The following is a 15703-nucleotide window of genomic DNA, read 5'->3' on the forward strand; positions in this document are numbered from 1 at the left end:
GATTATTTGAGAAAATTATAAATAATAATGTGAGCTAGCACCGACTTACTTTGATTCAAAAGAATCAATAATTTGAAAAATCAGTCTTCTAACAGGGTCATCGAGCGTTTGCGATCAATCTCATAAATCTGCATTTTCAGGTTTTTCATTTCAGCAATGCTGCTAAATTTCTTGGACTTAATCTTGTTTTTTAAACACTGATATTGCAGTTTGGTTGAAAAATCAGCCGCGAGCTTATCGGCCTGTTCCGGCGATGAGGTGTAATCGCTGACATTGGCATGCTGCAGAATATGCTGCAGTTCATGATGATGGGCTGCGCAGGCACCGAGCACATAATAGATCGACAGTTCAGGATCATCCGGCAAGTCATCAAAAATCACATTCAGAATATTCAAAATCTTAAACAGCAACTGATCTTCCGCTACTAGCGCGCGCAGTGGTTCAAAATGAATATACAGATAAGGATGATTCATCAAGATCGCAATCACATATTCTTCAGCATCAATTTTGGTACTAAAGCTTAAAGATGCATCTGTATTGACCTTAGGTTGCCATTTACGATTAAAGCCCAGTTTTTCGCGGAAAAATTGCTGCAGCAGATAACGGAAGGAGCCGTGTTTGGGCAGTAATTCGGTCAGATTTTTTAGTTCACCCATAACCTGACTCTTGCCTTCTGGGGTGGTGATATCCTGATTTTGGGTCAGATGGGCAAACACGAAGTCCGACATCAACGGTGCCTGATCCAGCAAGCGTCTGAAGTTTTCTATCCCTTCACGGCGGATCAATGAATCTGGGTCATGGTCAGCGGGCAAAACAAAGAACTTCAGCTCTCGGCCATCATTCAGCAGGGGCAGGGCAATGTCCAAGGTACGGCGCGCTGCTTTTTGACCGGCAGCATCCCCATCAAAGGCAATGGTCAGCCGGTTGCTCTGCTTGAACAGAATATTCAGGTGGTCGGTATTACTCGCTGTGCCTAAAGTCGCCACTGCGCCATGAATGCCATATTGCTGAAGCGCAATCACATCCATATAGCCTTCGACCATCAGCCATTCTTGGGCTTTCTGTTTGCGGCCCTCATAGAGGCCGTACAGCAACTGGTTTTTATGGAAGACTTCAGAATCTGGCGAGTTGATGTATTTCGGCTTGATCTCGTCATTCAGGGCACGGCCGCCAAAGCCGACCACACGGCCCTTGGTATCACGGATCGGGAAAATCACCCGTTCACGCAGCAGGTCAAAATCACGGCCACTGTCGCTGGTACGAATCAGACCAAGGAGTTTTAAGCCCTCAATATCCTGAGGAAAGGCTTTTTTCAGATGTTGCCAGTCTTCAGGCGCATAGCCTAAGCGCCAATAGGCAATGGTTTCTGCAGTCAGACCACGTTGCTTAAAATATTGTTGGGCACTCGGGCTGTTGGGTAACTGGCGTTCATAGAACTGTGCAATATTTTCCAGCAGATCGTAGAGATTACCGTCTTGCTGAACTTCAGCCATGGGCAGGTGTTCAAATGAAGCAAAAGGGTCACCATAAAAATCCTGTTCGGATGCCTGAAACTCTGCAAATGGGTCAAAACTCGCCGTAGATGCAGCACTATTATTTTCTGTTACTGCATTATTTTGTTGCGGCTGAGCTTGTGGTGCCGCTTGAGCAGGCGCAATTTTGGGCTTGGCTGCTTCACGTTTATATTTTAATTTATTGGAATCGGTATTGTCTTTAGGCAGTTCGATGCCGGTCTGACTGGACAGGTCTTTCATCACTTCGACGAAATTACGGCTGCCAATATCCATTAAAAAACGGATGGCATTGCCGTTGGCCTGACAGCCAAAACAGTGAAAATACTGTTTATCACGATAGACGTGGAAAGACGGTGATTTTTCCTGATGAAAAGGGCAGCAGCCTGAATAGGTACGGCCCGTTTTTTTCAGTTTTACGAATTGACCAATCACATCGACAATATCGGTGCGATCGAGAATCTGATCAATCGTATGTTGAGGAATGGCCATGGTCTGCTGAGCTTCTCGTGCTGGTATCTAAGGTCTAAATCACTGAAAAAATGAAAATAGTCTGGTTGAACATTGAATATTTTAAGTTCCTTTGTATACCTTTTGCACGATTCGTTCAAGCCTGGGCCAGACAATGCAAAAGGGCAAGTATGATACCTTGCCCTTGAGGAAAATGCACCTGTAAAGCGCTGTCTTATTTGCTGATGCTGCCGGACTTGTTTAGTCTTATTCAGCCGTTTTAGGACGATCCAGCAAACCAAATGAAATGCGATTGGTGATGCTGCGCTTTTCAGTTTCTGGTGCATCTGACTGTGCATCGGTGTCGGTTACAGTCTTGGCTTCTTTACCAAAAATACCCAGTGTCGCACGGTTAAAGAAACTGCTTTCGCTACGCGCTGCACGCAGATTTACCGTACCATCTGATTTCACCAGATTTGGATAATTCAGCTTTAATACATCCACATATTGCTGAGAAGTCGCTTCATCACCTAGCTGAGCATAGCCATAAGCAACCGTTGCCAGTGCTTCTGGAATCTGCGGAGTTTGAGGATAATGTTCAATTACCCATAAGCCACGCTCAACTGCTGCCAAGTAAGCCTTACGCTTGATGTTAAAACGTGCTGCATTCATTTCATGCTCAGCCAGTTCCTGACCGATAAACTGCATACGCTGTGCGGCATCGACTGCATAGGTGCTAGATGGATAGCGGCGAATGAAATCAACAAAATTCTGGTAAGCCACTTTCAGGTAGCTGACATCACGATGCGACTGTTTCAGTGAGGTATAACGTAGCAGGCCGTTATAGTTCTGTTCCATATTGGCGACACCGCGTACATAGTAAGCATAGTCGACATTTGGATGTTGCGGGTTCAGACGGATAAAACGCTCTGCCAGTGCAACCGCACCTTCATAATCTTTTTGCTGGAATTTCACATACAACAGTTCAAGCTGCGCTTGCGGGGCATACTGACTGGTCGGGAAATAAGTTTCCAGCGCTTCTAACTGTTTTGCTGCATCGGTATATTGATTACGATCTAGCGCTTTCTGTGCTTTTTGAATATAAACCTGTTCGCTAGATTCTGGACCTTTATCCACGACTTCTTTTTTTGGATTACTGCTACAGCCTACCATTGCCGATGCAATGCCTAATGTCACAGCAAGCATTGTCATTTTATAATGTGGTAGCGACATAAAAATTCCTCTGTTAATACGGGCAATGAGCTACAATTGCACTATTAAACCACTTTTGTCTGAATGAGCAAATGAGTCAAGCACAATCTTCCAATTCTAATATCCCTGATACTGATTTCAATTTACTTGAAGATTCTGAGGATGCAGATAACCATACTTCAGAAGCAACTGCAACACGTTTATCGTTGCAATTTCAACTGGATGAAACTTATATCGGGCAACGGATCGACCAGATTGCCGCAATGGTCTGGAGCGATTTTTCTCGAGAAAAATTAAAGCAATGGATTAAAGATGGCAATTTATTGGTGAATGGTCAACCGGTTAAGCCTAAATTTAAAAGTGATGGTTTTGAAACCCTGACTTTAAATGTTGAGCTTGAAGCGCAAACGCGCAGTCTGCCGGAAGACATTCCACTGGACATCATCTATGAAGATGACGATATTATTGTCATCAACAAACCAGTCGGTATGGTGGTGCATCCGGGTGCTGGCAATAGTTCTGGCACCTTGGTGAATGCTTTATTGCATCACTATCCGAAATCGGCTGAACTGGCGCGTGCAGGTCTGGTACATCGTATCGATAAAGACACCAGCGGTCTGTTAGTCGTTGCCAAAAATCTGGAAGCACAGTTTTCTCTTAGCAAACAGCTTGAGAAAAAATCAGTATATCGCCTGTATGACCTGGTGGTTTACGGCAATATTATTGCTGGCGGTACCATTGATGAACCCATCAAACGTCATCCGGTAGATCGCGTGAAAATGACTGTACTTCCAGGCGGTAAAGACGCAGTGACACATTACAACGTCAAAGAGCGTTTCCAGCACTTCACCCGTGTTCAAGCCCGTCTGGAAACTGGTCGTACCCATCAGATTCGTGTGCATTTTAGCTATATCGGCTTTGGCTTGGTGGGCGATCAGGTGTATATGCCGCGTGTCCGTATGCCAGCAGGTGCATCACAATTGCTAGATGATACTTTACGTGGCTTTAAGCGTCAGGCCTTGCATGCAGCGAAACTTGGTCTGACCCATCCGCGTACCAAAGAGGAAATGACCTTTGAAGCGCCGTGGCCGGAAGACTTTGCCAATCTGGTTGAAGTGCTGCGTACCGAAAACAAAGCCTATTAATCTTTTTATTTAGCTCGCGTCAAAGCAAGGAATCGAGATGCAATTTGTACCAGGACTTCCACAAGGTGTGTATGTCGGCCAGACTCGCGTTCACCATGCGAAAGTACAGCCATCCGCACAGCCTGAGCTTGCAGGTTTTAACTTGGCCTTGCATGTGCAGGATAATGCGCTACGGGTACAACAGCATCGTATGGCTTTATTGCAGGATTTCGCTGCCTTTGGCGTAGATAAGATTACCTGGATGACCCAGACGCATAGCACCATTTGTCATAGCATTAATGAGCAGATGCCATTTACCGCACTGGTCGGAGATGGTCTGGTGACGCAGCGCAAGGTGCATGCCTTGATGATGATGACTGCAGACTGTTTACCTGTAGTAATGGGGAATGCGAAAGGTACGGAAGTTGCCAATTTGCATGCTGGTTGGCGTGGTCTGGCGGGTGGAATTGTTGAAAATACCATTGCCGCCATGCAAACTCCGCCGACCTGGGCCTGGCTCGGGGCAGCTATTAGCCAGCCTTGTTTTGAAATTGGCACTGAAGTAAAAGCGGCTTTTTGTAGTAAATATCCTGAACTGGACAGTGCATTTCAGGCCGGTGAGCAGGCAGGTAAATATTATGCCGACCTGTATGCGATTGCGCGTTATATCTTGCAGCAACATGGCATAAATACCGTATTGGGTGGGGATCAGTGTTCTTATCGTCAAGCAGAGGAATACTTTTCTTATCGCCGTGAGCCAAAAACAGGGCGTATGGCGACATTCGTGTTTATGGCATGAAAATGTTAAACTTAACTGAATTTTTTGGCTTTTGAGCGTTATGTCCCTATCTTCCAAATCTGTTGCGATTGTTTATCACAGTCCTTATGGACACACGGCTAAAGTGGCAAATTTTATTGCCGATGGTGCACGGGAAACCGGTGTTCAGGTGCATATGATGAATGTCGAACATATAGACTGGGATGTACTGGACGCCGCCGATGCAATTATCTTTGGTTGTCCGACCTATATGGGCAGTCTGACTTCTGCCATGAAGCTGTTTATGGAACAGTCTTCCAAGCGCTGGCTGGCACGTAGCTGGCAGGGTAAGCTGGCAGCAGCCTTTACCAATGGTGGTGGACTCAGTGGCGACAAGCTGGCGGTCTTGCAGCAAATCAATCTGTTTGCCATGCAGCACGGTATGCTATGGAGTGGATTGCCATTGATGCCGACAGGTCGTGCAGTGACGGATCTGAATCGGATGTCGAGCTTCTTGGGGCTTATGACCCAGTCAGATAATGCGCCGGTAGAAGTAACCCCACCGGAAGGGGATTTAAAAACCGCGCTCTGGTTTGGGGAATATATTGCCCTGACTCTGGCAAGACTGGGCGGCAAAGCTTAAAGTTATAAAAAAACCTCCAAATGCGGAGGTTTTTTATATTCAATTTTTAATCCATTATTTATGGAAAATTCGTGCTTTATCACGTTGCCAGTCACGGTCTTTTTCAGTAGCACGTTTGTCGTGTAACTGCTTACCTTTGACCAGAGCAATTTCCAGCTTGGCATGTGGACCTTTCCAGTAGCAGGCCAGTGGTACGCAGGAATAACCTTTCTGGTTAATCGCACCCATCAACTTTTCAATTTCACGACGATTCAGCAGCAACTTGCGGGTACGGGTAGCTTCGGGCACCACGTGTGTTGAGGCACTCAGCAAGGGCTGAACCTGTGCACCAAATAAGAATGCTTCACCATTTTTAAAGGTAATATAACTTTCTACGATGGTCATGCGACCGGCACGCATTGATTTGACTTCCCAGCCTTTTAATGAAAGCCCCGCTTCAAATTTCTCTTCAATAAAATAATCGTGGCGGGCACGTTTATTCAGTGCAATGGTACCGCCATTATTTTTTTTTACTACAATAGATGCTTTCGCCATAATCTGATACTTCCAAACGTGCTGCTATTGTACCGCAACTAGAAATAAGGTGAAGTTTTTTAAATTAATGAGGATTATTCACCAAAAAAACAAGTTTTTGCTAAAATAAGATTCTACATAACAAACAGAGTACAAATGGATGTCTAAAACTCGTGTGATTTATCCGGGGACTTTTGATCCAATTACCAATGGACATATTGATTTGGTAACACGCGCAGCGCGAATGTTTGATGAAGTCGTAGTGGCGATTGCCATTGGTCATCATAAGAATCCGGTATTCAGTCTGGAAGAGCGTGTCGCATTGGCGAAAGAGTCATTGAGTCATTTGGACAATGTTGAATTTGTAGGCTTTGATGGTTTGCTGGTTAATTTTTTCCGTGAGCAAAAGGCGACTGCTGTATTACGTGGTTTGCGTGCAGTGTCTGATTTTGAGTACGAATTTCAGCTGGCCAATATGAACCGTCAGCTGGACTCCCACTTTGAAGCGGTATTTTTAACTCCTTCAGAGCAATATTCTTTTATTTCATCCACTTTGGTGCGTGAAATTGCTCGACTAAGAGGTGATGTAACCAAGTTTGTACCACCAAACGTGGTTGCTGCCTTCGAGCGTAAACTTCAACAAGGTTGGTAGCGTGTCTTTATATATCACCGATGAATGCATTAACTGTGATGTCTGTGAACCTGTATGCCCGAATGAGGCCATCTATATGGGTGAACTCATTTATGAGATTCATCCAGATTTATGTACAGAGTGCGTCGGACATCATGATCAACCGCAGTGCCAGTTGTTCTGTCCGGTGGATTGTATTCCACTGGATCCGAATCATGTCGAAACGCAGGAACAGCTGCAAGCCAAGTATGAAAAACTGACTGCTCAAAAAACATCAAGCAATTAGTCTCGATATTTGATACTATGCCGCTCGAAGTGAGCCAGACGATCGCTGCTGTGGAAATCTCCGTGATTGAAGCAGGGGAGGAAAGTCCGGGCTTCATAGGGCAAGGTGCCAGGTAACGCCTGGGCGGTGCAAACCGACGGCAAGTGCAGCAGAGAGAAGACCGCCTTCATTATGTTTTCGAGCAATCGGAATCGGAGGTAAGGGTGAAAGGGTGCGGTAAGAGCGCACCGCATGGCTGGTAACAGTTCATGGCGAGGTAAACCCCATCGGAAGCAAGACCAAATAGGAATCCATTAGGCATGGCCCATGCTGGATTCGGGTAGGTCGCTTGAGCGCATGAGTGATTGTGCGCCTAGAGGAATGATCGTTCACGACAGAACCCGGCTTATCGGCTCACTTCAACAAATTTTGATCAAACAGCACAATATGGGGTTGACGTGATTTACAGAAAATCCCATAATGCGCGCACAGTTTAAGGCTATGTAGCTCAGTTGGTTAGAGCACCGCACTCATAATGCGGGGGTCACAAGTTCAAGTCTCGTCATAGCCACCATATTCTGAAAAAACCCACTCCGATTGAGTGGGTTTTTTTATGTCTAAAATTAAAATAATTTAAATAAAGGTAGTTTTGAAGAGAAAATAATTTATTGGTTTGTTATTGTCTTTTTCATGAATTTTGATAGATATCTAGAGTTCATAGGTCAATAAATTAAGGGTGTTCAATAAAATAGTGTTTATTGAAAACCCTTAACTATTTGTTATTTACCGCAAGCAGGGCATTTATCATGTCCTTCGAATGGACCAAAATGTATGCCTTGCTGTTTGCTATTAAATCGCTCATTTAAGCTTTCCATACTAGTATTTAATGTGGACATGATAAGTTTACGTAAACGCATTTTTTCAGAAGGTGGTAAAGATTGAATATCTCTAATAATTTGTTCTACAGTAGCCATCTGATTTTTCCTTGTTAAAAATTTGAACAGTTATCACAATTTTCAGATTTTTGTGGTTTAAGTGATTTTGGTTGTATTTTACATATTGGACAAACAATTTGAAAATTAAATAAAGTCCTTCTCATAGCATAGCGTTTTTCTTTATCTGTAATGTTTTGTGCTATATCTTCACTATTATATCGATTCTCTTTTTCTAGAAGACGTTCAATGAAAGTTTGTGGAATGGTTGCATCTTCTTTTGCTTGCTTTAAGTCGGAATGTATTTCTTCTTGTCGCTTTAAAGCTGAAATAGAATATTGATATTTGTCATCCCATTTGCTAATTATTGACCATAGAAAAACAATAACCTGAATTATTCCAAGAACAATGGCAATCGTTTTTAAATAAAGATTTATCTCACCAAATCCTAAAAAAATTAATCCAATTATTAAGGGTATTGCTAGTCCTACGAAATTTAATACTCTCATTTTTAATGAAAGTATTTTTACTCTTGCCTCAAAAATTCTTGCCGTTCCATATGTTTGATAAATTTTTTCTTGTAAAGTATCCATTTAAAATTAAGCCATTTAACTTAATATTAATTATATAGTTTTTTTATTTTTTAGGTACTCATTAATAATTTTTAAATCATCCGTCTGCAACTGCTCGCGCATTTTTAAAAACTGCTTTTCATCTATATCATAGATTTTTAGAGAGAGTACTTTTTCTATATCTTCTTGTGGAAAACGGTATTTAATAATTTTTGCAGGTACACCACCAACTACAGCATAAGGCGGTACGTCTTTAGTGACTACTGCACCTGTTGCCACCACAGCACCTTCACCCAGCTTTACACCTTGCATAATCATGGCACGAGAGCCAATCCAGCAACCATCACTAATAATAGTATCGCCAGCAGGCACAAAACTGCGTGTATCGAACGGAAACGCAGAAATCCAGTCGGTACGGTGCAATTGGTTGCCACCCATCATAATCACACATTCTGCGCCGAAACAGACGAAATTGCCGATATAGAGCTGATCAATCGGCTTCTCTGCTGTCGCAGGCTTGTCATGCAAATAACGCACCACACAGCGCTCAAAACCTTGATCCCAAAAGGCTGAGTAGTATGAGTAATTCCCTTTAATGTGAATATTCGGATTTTTCACCGTTTTCGAAATAAACTCGAACTCACACCAATGCTTTACAGGAGAATTAATTAACTTTTCAGCCATAAGGGGGATACAAAAAATAGTGAATAAGAAATTATACCTAATCGGTGTTTAAACTTGCTGAATAATATCTAAAAGACATTCGCGCACGCATAAAACAATGATTAAGCTGTGGTCGATGCTGGAGGAATACGAGCAATCACCTTAATTTCAAAATCAAAACCTGCTAACCACGTGACACCTACAGCTGTCCAATTAGGATAAGGCTTTTGCGTAAACACCTGATTTTTAACTTTCATGATGCTTTCGAACTGCTGTTCTGGATCAGTGTGAAAGGTGGTGACATCAACAATATCATCGAAAGTACAACCAGCCGCTGCCAAAGTTGCAGCTAAGTTTTTAAAAGCCTGTTCTACCTGTTTCTCGAAATCTGGTTCAGGAGAACCATCTTCACGGCTACCGACCTGACCAGAAACAAAAAGTAAGTCTTCCGATTTGATCGCAGCAGAATAACCATGCTGTTCATAGAGGGCATGGCGGTCTTGGGGAAATATCGCAGTTCTAGTCATGTCTATTCTCATTCAATATCTAATTTATCAGTGAGTGAAAGCAACTTAACTTTCACATACGCATCGTATGTAAACATAATTGACATACGGAGCGTATGTCAATTAAAATTTTTATGATGATGAGGTAAAGTAATTCATGTCTGTTCGTGAACAAAAAATGGCGGAAACCCGCAAGAAATTAATTGAAGTGGCACGCCGTGCATTTGCAGCATATGGCTATGCTGGCACTTCAATGGATAAGCTCACGGCAGAAGCAGGATTGACCCGTGGTGCGCTGTATCATCATTTTGGTGATAAAAAAGGCTTATTTGCTGCGGTAGTTGATCAAATCGATTCGGAAATGGCTTCATCTGCCCAGCAGCATCTGGAGCAGCCTGATGATCTTTGGGATGGTTTGATGCTAGAAGGGCGGACCTATATTCAAAATGCCTTAAATCCGGAATTCCAACGCATTGTGTTGCGTGATGGACCGGCTGTGCTGGGTGATCCTGCACATTGGCCAAGTCAAAACAGATGTTTGCAGTCCACGCGTGAATGTGTTGAGCAATTATTGGTAGCAGATCGAATTAAAACAGTTGATCCGGAAGCTGCTGCGGTATTTTTAAATGGTGCTGCAATGAATGCAGCACTCTGGGTGGCTTCTAGCGAACATCCTGAGCAGGTACTCACTGAGGCCTTATATGCATTTAATTTATTTGCATCGGGGTTTTTAAAAGAAGCACAGAGTTAATCCGTTTGTAGGAAGCGGATAAAGGTAAAAAACCCCTCAATCGAGGGGCTTTAAATTAAACAGCTTTAAATTTTAAAGATATTCAACTTTCACAATTTCGTATTCAACTTCACCGTTTGGTGTATTGATTTTCACATCGTCGCCTTCGTTTTTACCTAAAAGACCACGTGCAATTGGCGAGTTCACAGAGATCTTGTTAATCTTAAAGTCTGCTTCGTCATCACCTACAATTTTATAGGTTTTCTGTTCTTCAGTATCCAGATTTTCAATCGTGACCGTTACACCAAAAACCACACGACCATTCTGTTCAAGTTCTTTTACGTCGATCACCTGAGCTGCACCCAGTTTGCCTTCGATGTCCTGAATACGACCTTCACAGAAGCCTTGCTGTTCACGTGCTGCATGGTATTCTGCATTTTCTTTTAAGTCGCCGTGTTCACGCGCTTCTGCAATTGAAGCTGTGATACGTGGACGATCCACTGTTTTCAGTTGGTGTAATTCTTTCTCTAAGGCAATTTTGCCTTCAGGTGTCATAGGATAACGTTGCATGTTGTCCCTCAAAAGTCAGTTGAAAGATATAAAATCTATAAATAAAAAAAAGCCCGCCACCAAGAAGGTGGCGGGACTTCTTGGAAGTGAATTAACCTTTAGTTAGGTCTTGCAAACGATATACATCCATCGGCAATTTAATTGCTAAAGCTTGGCATACTGCATCCGCACCATTCAATGTAGTTGTGTTATACACTTTACCTTGAAGTGCTGAACGACGGATCGAGAATGAGTCTTCTTGTGCCTTTTTGCCTTCAGTCGTGTTAATCACAAGGTGGATTTCGCCGTTTTTAATACGGTCCACAATGTTAGGACGACCTTCAGTTACTTTATTGACACGTTCACATTCAAGACCAGCATCGCTAATCACTTTAAATGTACCATCAGTTGCAAGAATCTTGAAGCCTAGGTCAATCAATTGTTTTGCGATACCAGCCGCACGTGGTTTATCAGAATCACGTACAGAGATAAATGCGTGTTTCACTTCGCCTTCAGTTGGAAGACCTGGTAAACGCTCATTTGCACCTAAAACAGCTTTATAGAACGCTTCACCAAATGTTTTACCAACGCCCATCACTTCGCCAGTCGATTTCATCTCAGGGCCAAGGATCGGGTCAACACCAGGGAATTTGTTGAACGGGAACACTGCTTCTTTGACAGAGAAGTGCTCAGGAATAATCTCAGTTGTGAAGCCTTGCGACTCAAGAGATTGACCAGCCATGCAACGTGCAGCAACTTTCGCTAAAGATTCGCCGATACACTTAGAAACGAATGGCACAGTACGAGACGCACGTGGGTTCACTTCCAAGATGTAAACATCTTCACCTTTGACAGCAAACTGAACGTTCATCAAACCGATTACGCCAAGCTCTTTTGCCATCGCCACAGTTTGACGGCGCATTTCGTCCTGAATCTCTTTAGATAGAGAATAAGGAGGAATTGAACAAGCTGAGTCACCTGAGTGAATACCCGCTTGTTCAATGTGCTGCATGATACCGCCGATCACTACGTCTTTACCGTCAGATACGCAGTCCACGTCAACTTCGATCGCGTCATCTAAGAAACGGTCAAGAAGAACAGGCGCTTCGTTTGATGCTTGAACCGCATCACGTAAGTAGCGTTTGAGTTCTTCGTCGTTGTACACGATTTCCATCGCACGACCACCAAGGACGTAAGAAGGACGTACTACAAGCGGGTAGCCGACTTTAGATGCTTCAGCCATACCTTCTTCAGCAGATTTTACAATGCTGTTGTTCGGTTGACGAAGTTGCAGACGTTGAATCATTTGCTGGAAACGTTCACGGTCTTCTGCACGGTCAATCGCATCAGGTGATGTACCGATAATTGGCGCACCGGCTTCTTCTAGAGCACGAGCCAATTTCAAAGGTGTTTGACCACCGTACTGAACGATAATGCCTTTCGGCTTCTCGATACGTACGATTTCTAAAACGTCTTCTAAAGTGATTGGTTCGAAGTACAAACGATCTGATGTGTCGTAATCCGTTGAAACTGTTTCAGGGTTACAGTTCACCATAATGGTTTCGTAACCGTCTTCACGCATCGCAAGGGCAGCGTGTACACAGCAGTAATCGAATTCGATCCCTTGACCAATACGGTTAGGACCACCACCAATCACCATGATCTTGTCTTTCGCAGACGGATTAGCTTCACACTCTTCATCGTAAGTTGAGTACATGTAAGCTGTATCAGATTCGAATTCTGCAGCACATGTATCGACACGTTTGTAAACTGGAGTTACGCCCAGGTTCCAACGATGTTTACGGAATTGCTTTTGTGAAATACCCATCAAGTCTGCAATGCGAAGATCTGATAAACCTTTACGTTTGAATCCACGGATGTTGTCCGCATTCAAGTCGCCAAAACCTAAAGTTTTGATTTGGTTTTCAGTTTTGATGATGTCTTCGATTTGAATTAAGAACCAGCGGTCAATGTTCGTTGCAGCGAATACTTCGTCTAAAGTAAAGCCGTGACGGAATGCATCGCCCACGTACCAGATACGCTCTGGACCTGGCACTTTAAGTTCTTGCAAGATTTTGTCGCGCGCGCCTTCAGCACCCACTTCAACCTTTTCGTCAAAACCAGAAGCGCCCACTTCAAGACCACGAAGGGCTTTTTGTACAGATTCCTGGAAGTTACGGCCAATCGCCATCACTTCACCGACAGATTTCATCTGAGTCGTCAGTGTCGCATCAGCTTGTGGGAATTTTTCGAAGTTGAAACGAGGAATCTTGGTTACAACGTAGTCGATTGCAGGTTCGAACGATGCAGGCGTTGTACCGCCAGTAATGTCGTTTTTCAACTCATCAAGGGTATAACCTACAGCCAGTTTCGCTGCGATTTTTGCAATCGGGAAACCAGTTGCTTTAGAAGCAAGTGCAGATGAACGTGATACACGTGGGTTCATCTCGATCACGACCATACGACCAGTATTTGGACAAATACCGAACTGTACGTTAGAACCACCTGTTTCAACACCAATTTCACGAAGAACTGCTAGAGAAGCGTTACGTAGTAACTGGAATTCTTTATCTGTAAGCGTTTGAGCAGGGGCAACAGTGATTGAGTCACCAGTGTGTACGCCCATTGGATCAAAGTTTTCAATGGTACATACAATGATACAGTTGTCGTTTTTGTCACGAACAACTTCCATCTCGTATTCTTTCCAGCCAATTAAAGATTCATCAATCAATAATTGTTTAGTCGGAGAAAGATCGAAACCGCGTTCACAAATCTCGATAAATTCTTCTTTGTTGTATGCGATACCGCCACCAGAACCACCCATGGTGAATGATGGACGGATAATTACTGGGAAGCCGAAACGTGCTTGAATTTCTAAAGCATGTTCCATTGACTCAGCAACGTCAGCTTTTGGACATTCAAGACCAATTTTACGCATTGCCTGGTCGAACAGTTTACGGTCTTCAGCTTTTTCAATCGCTTCTTTGGTTGCACCGATCAATTCAACATTGAATTTCTCTAAAATGCCGTGCTCATCGAGGGCAAGGGCACAGTTCAATGCCGTTTGACCACCCATGGTTGGAAGAACAGCATCTGGACGTTCTTTCTCAATGATCGCTGCAACAGTTTGCCAAGTAATTGGCTCAATGTAAGTTGCATCCGCCATGGTTGGGTCGGTCATGATGGTCGCTGGGTTCGAGTTGACCAAAATAACGCGGTAACCTTCTTCACGAAGGGCTTTACATGCTTGAGCACCTGAGTAGTCAAACTCACATGCTTGACCGATGACAATCGGACCAGCACCAATAATCAAGATGCTTTTAATGTCAGTACGTTTAGCCATGATGCTTCCTTAATTACTTCTTAGATGCTTCGATAAGTTCGATGAAATGATCGAACAATGGTGCGCAGTCATGTGGACCCGGGCTTGCTTCAGGGTGACCCTGGAAGCTGAACGCAGGTTTGTCTGTACGATGAATACCTTGGTTGGTGCCATCAAACAGTGAGCGATGCGTTACACGCAACACATCAGGCAGATTGCTTTCATCGACTGCGAAGCCATGGTTTTGAGAAGTAATCATCACTGTACCATTATCTAGATTTTGTACAGGATGGTTAGCACCGTGGTGGCCGTGAGGCATTTTTAAAGTTTTAGCACCACTTGCAAGCGCAAGAATCTGGTGACCCAGACAGATACCAAATACTGGAATTTCAGTAGTTTCTACAATTGTTTTTACAGCTTCAATTGCGTAGTCACATGCAGCCGGATCGCCAGGGCCGTTCGAAAGGAACACGCCATCTGGATTCAGTGCAAGTACATCAGCAGCAGGAGTTTGCGCCGGCACAACAGTCAGTTTACAACCGCGGTCTGCGAGCATACGTAAGATGTTGGTTTTGACACCGTAATCGTATGCAACAACATGGAATTTAGCTTCTGGTTGAGAGAAACCTTTGCCTAATGTCCAAGAGCCTTCAGTCCATTCAAAACCTTCAGGGTCGCAACATTCTTTTGCCAGGTCTAAACCGTTTAAACCACTAAATGCACGTGCTTTTTCAAGCGCTTCAGCTTCAGTGATATTTTCGCCAGCAAGGATACAGCCATTTTGCGCACCTTTGTCACGTAAGATACGTGTCAGTTTACGCGTGTCGATATCCGCAATTGCCACAACATTGTGTTGTACCAAATATTCAGCTAATGATTGGGTTGAACGGAAGTTACTGTGCAGTAAAGGCAGGTCACGAATGATCAATCCGTTCGCCCAAACCTTATGAATACGACCTGATTCAGTGTCTTCTTCATTACAGCCTGTGTTACCGATATGTGGGTAAGTCAGTGTCACAAGTTGCTGTGCATAACTCGGGTCAGTCAAAATTTCTTGATAGCCAGTCATGGCAGTGTTGAAAACGACTTCACCAGTCGTACTACCCGATGCGCCAATCGAAGTACCTTTAAAGATAGTTCCGTCGGCAAGGGCTAAAATTGCTGGGGTGCTCAAACCAAAGCTCCTGAAATTTAGGCTGTAAAAAAGCGAGAAGACGAAAAAAAAGGAAGGCTAATTTTTAAACCTACCCTCCTATGTCTGCTCGCTTGAACTTAACACGGCATTATACGCAGAACGACCCCTAAAGTCCAACGGCTTTGCAG

At 43.7% G+C, this 15703-nt stretch carries 16 protein-coding genes, 1 tRNA gene and 1 other RNA gene; 8 read left to right on the forward strand and 10 right to left on the reverse strand.

Features of this window, described 5'->3' with window-relative positions:
- Positions 1 to 80: 80 nt before the first annotated feature.
- Both NI466_RS00550 and NI466_RS00555 read right to left on the reverse strand, forming a co-directional pair.
- Entirely contained in the window at positions 81 to 2003 is a 1923-nt protein-coding gene (locus NI466_RS00550; RefSeq protein WP_253172385.1) for a DNA primase, read from the reverse strand.
- Positions 2004 to 2228: 225 nt separating this feature from the next.
- Positions 2229 to 3194 (reverse strand): outer membrane protein assembly factor BamD, encoded by a 966-nt coding sequence (locus NI466_RS00555; RefSeq protein WP_253159794.1) that lies wholly within the window; start codon positions 3192 to 3194, stop codon positions 2229 to 2231.
- A gap of 71 nt (positions 3195 to 3265) precedes the next feature.
- Here NI466_RS00555 and rluD point away from each other — a divergent pair, with 71 nt between their 5' ends.
- From rluD to NI466_RS00570, 3 genes are read left to right on the forward strand one after another with little or no spacing between them, the layout of a single operon-like run.
- Positions 3266 to 4318 (forward strand): 23S rRNA pseudouridine(1911/1915/1917) synthase RluD, encoded by a 1053-nt coding sequence (gene rluD, locus NI466_RS00560; protein ID WP_253099761.1) that lies wholly within the window; start codon positions 3266 to 3268, stop codon positions 4316 to 4318.
- A 37-nt stretch (positions 4319 to 4355) separates the two neighbouring features.
- Entirely contained in the window at positions 4356 to 5096 is a 741-nt protein-coding gene (pgeF, locus tag NI466_RS00565; RefSeq protein ID WP_253172387.1) for a peptidoglycan editing factor PgeF, read from the forward strand.
- A gap of 40 nt (positions 5097 to 5136) precedes the next feature.
- Entirely contained in the window at positions 5137 to 5697 is a 561-nt protein-coding gene (locus NI466_RS00570; protein WP_253099754.1) for a flavodoxin family protein, read from the forward strand.
- A gap of 54 nt (positions 5698 to 5751) precedes the next feature.
- Here NI466_RS00570 and smpB read toward each other — a convergent pair whose 3' ends face one another.
- Positions 5752 to 6231: an SsrA-binding protein SmpB gene (gene smpB, locus NI466_RS00575; RefSeq protein WP_004280586.1), complete on the reverse strand. Its 480-nt coding sequence runs from the start codon at positions 6229 to 6231 to the stop codon at positions 5752 to 5754.
- A gap of 139 nt (positions 6232 to 6370) precedes the next feature.
- On the opposite strand from smpB, the gene coaD reads away from it, so the two are divergent.
- From coaD to NI466_RS00595, 4 genes are all read left to right on the forward strand, one after another.
- The gene (gene coaD, locus NI466_RS00580; RefSeq protein ID WP_004280585.1) at positions 6371 to 6862 is read left to right on the forward strand and encodes a pantetheine-phosphate adenylyltransferase; all 492 of its coding nucleotides are present in this window, start codon (positions 6371 to 6373) and stop codon (positions 6860 to 6862) included.
- 1 nt (position 6863) lies between these two features.
- The gene (locus NI466_RS00585; protein ID WP_004280584.1) at positions 6864 to 7127 is read left to right on the forward strand and encodes a YfhL family 4Fe-4S dicluster ferredoxin; all 264 of its coding nucleotides are present in this window, start codon (positions 6864 to 6866) and stop codon (positions 7125 to 7127) included.
- 26 nt (positions 7128 to 7153) lie between these two features.
- Positions 7154 to 7531, forward strand: an RNA gene (rnpB, locus tag NI466_RS00590) — RNase P RNA component class A.
- A gap of 72 nt (positions 7532 to 7603) precedes the next feature.
- Positions 7604 to 7680 (forward strand) — tRNA-Met (locus tag NI466_RS00595).
- 205 nt (positions 7681 to 7885) lie between these two features.
- Here NI466_RS00595 and NI466_RS00600 read toward each other — a convergent pair.
- From NI466_RS00600 to NI466_RS00615, 4 genes are all read right to left on the reverse strand, one after another.
- On the reverse strand, positions 7886 to 8080 hold the full coding sequence (locus NI466_RS00600; RefSeq protein WP_153566843.1) for a hypothetical protein: 195 nt from the start codon (positions 8078 to 8080) through the stop codon (positions 7886 to 7888).
- Positions 8081 to 8094: 14 nt separating this feature from the next.
- The gene (locus tag NI466_RS00605; RefSeq protein WP_151203905.1) at positions 8095 to 8631 is read right to left on the reverse strand and encodes a mobilome CxxCx(11)CxxC protein; all 537 of its coding nucleotides are present in this window, start codon (positions 8629 to 8631) and stop codon (positions 8095 to 8097) included.
- 30 nt (positions 8632 to 8661) lie between these two features.
- The gene (locus NI466_RS00610; RefSeq protein WP_253172389.1) at positions 8662 to 9294 is read right to left on the reverse strand and encodes a CatB-related O-acetyltransferase; all 633 of its coding nucleotides are present in this window, start codon (positions 9292 to 9294) and stop codon (positions 8662 to 8664) included.
- Positions 9295 to 9395: 101 nt separating this feature from the next.
- Complete coding sequence (locus NI466_RS00615; protein WP_004280579.1) at positions 9396 to 9800, reverse strand: RidA family protein; 405 nt, start codon at positions 9798 to 9800, stop codon at positions 9396 to 9398.
- 136 nt (positions 9801 to 9936) lie between these two features.
- Here NI466_RS00615 and NI466_RS00620 point away from each other — a divergent pair, with 136 nt between their 5' ends.
- Entirely contained in the window at positions 9937 to 10530 is a 594-nt protein-coding gene (locus NI466_RS00620; protein WP_004645766.1) for a TetR/AcrR family transcriptional regulator, read from the forward strand.
- A gap of 72 nt (positions 10531 to 10602) precedes the next feature.
- Here the strand turns inward: NI466_RS00620 and greA are convergent, their stop codons facing one another.
- The 3 genes from greA to carA all read right to left on the reverse strand — a co-directional run bounded on the left by greA (position 10603) and on the right by carA (position 15554).
- A complete protein-coding gene (greA, locus tag NI466_RS00625) occupies positions 10603 to 11079 on the reverse strand; it encodes a transcription elongation factor GreA (protein ID WP_004645764.1) in 477 nt (158 codons plus the stop codon).
- Between the two features lie 91 nt (positions 11080 to 11170).
- Entirely contained in the window at positions 11171 to 14401 is a 3231-nt protein-coding gene (carB, locus tag NI466_RS00630; protein WP_005252552.1) for a carbamoyl-phosphate synthase large subunit, read from the reverse strand.
- Positions 14402 to 14414: 13 nt separating this feature from the next.
- Complete coding sequence (carA, locus tag NI466_RS00635; protein ID WP_004645762.1) at positions 14415 to 15554, reverse strand: glutamine-hydrolyzing carbamoyl-phosphate synthase small subunit; 1140 nt, start codon at positions 15552 to 15554, stop codon at positions 14415 to 14417.
- Between the last annotated feature and the right edge of the window lie 149 nt (positions 15555 to 15703).

This window comes from Acinetobacter lwoffii, assembly GCF_024129595.1.
In the GTDB taxonomy this organism is placed as follows: domain Bacteria; phylum Pseudomonadota; class Gammaproteobacteria; order Pseudomonadales; family Moraxellaceae; genus Acinetobacter; species Acinetobacter lwoffii_O.

Excerpts from the sequence above, each read along its gene's own strand:
- NI466_RS00570 (WP_253099754.1), top strand. The coding sequence starts at position 5,137 with ATGTCCCTATCTTCCAAATCTGTTGCGATTGTTTATCACAGTCCTTAT.
- greA (WP_004645764.1), bottom strand. The coding sequence starts at position 11,079 with ATGCAACGTTATCCTATGACACCTGAAGGCAAAATTGCCTTAGAGAAA.
- NI466_RS00605 (WP_151203905.1), bottom strand. The coding sequence starts at position 8,631 with ATGGATACTTTACAAGAAAAAATTTATCAAACATATGGAACGGCAAGA.
- NI466_RS00550 (WP_253172385.1), bottom strand. The coding sequence starts at position 2,003 with ATGGCCATTCCTCAACATACGATTGATCAGATTCTCGATCGCACCGAT.
- NI466_RS00555 (WP_253159794.1), bottom strand. The coding sequence starts at position 3,194 with ATGTCGCTACCACATTATAAAATGACAATGCTTGCTGTGACATTAGGC.
- coaD (WP_004280585.1), top strand. The coding sequence starts at position 6,371 with ATGTCTAAAACTCGTGTGATTTATCCGGGGACTTTTGATCCAATTACC.
- rluD (WP_253099761.1), top strand. The coding sequence starts at position 3,266 with ATGAGTCAAGCACAATCTTCCAATTCTAATATCCCTGATACTGATTTC.
- carB (WP_005252552.1), bottom strand. The coding sequence starts at position 14,401 with ATGGCTAAACGTACTGACATTAAAAGCATCTTGATTATTGGTGCTGGT.
- NI466_RS00615 (WP_004280579.1), bottom strand. The coding sequence starts at position 9,800 with ATGACTAGAACTGCGATATTTCCCCAAGACCGCCATGCCCTCTATGAA.
- NI466_RS00610 (WP_253172389.1), bottom strand. The coding sequence starts at position 9,294 with ATGGCTGAAAAGTTAATTAATTCTCCTGTAAAGCATTGGTGTGAGTTC.
- NI466_RS00600 (WP_153566843.1), bottom strand. The coding sequence starts at position 8,080 with ATGGCTACTGTAGAACAAATTATTAGAGATATTCAATCTTTACCACCT.
- NI466_RS00620 (WP_004645766.1), top strand. The coding sequence starts at position 9,937 with ATGTCTGTTCGTGAACAAAAAATGGCGGAAACCCGCAAGAAATTAATT.
- smpB (WP_004280586.1), bottom strand. The coding sequence starts at position 6,231 with ATGGCGAAAGCATCTATTGTAGTAAAAAAAAATAATGGCGGTACCATT.
- pgeF (WP_253172387.1), top strand. The coding sequence starts at position 4,356 with ATGCAATTTGTACCAGGACTTCCACAAGGTGTGTATGTCGGCCAGACT.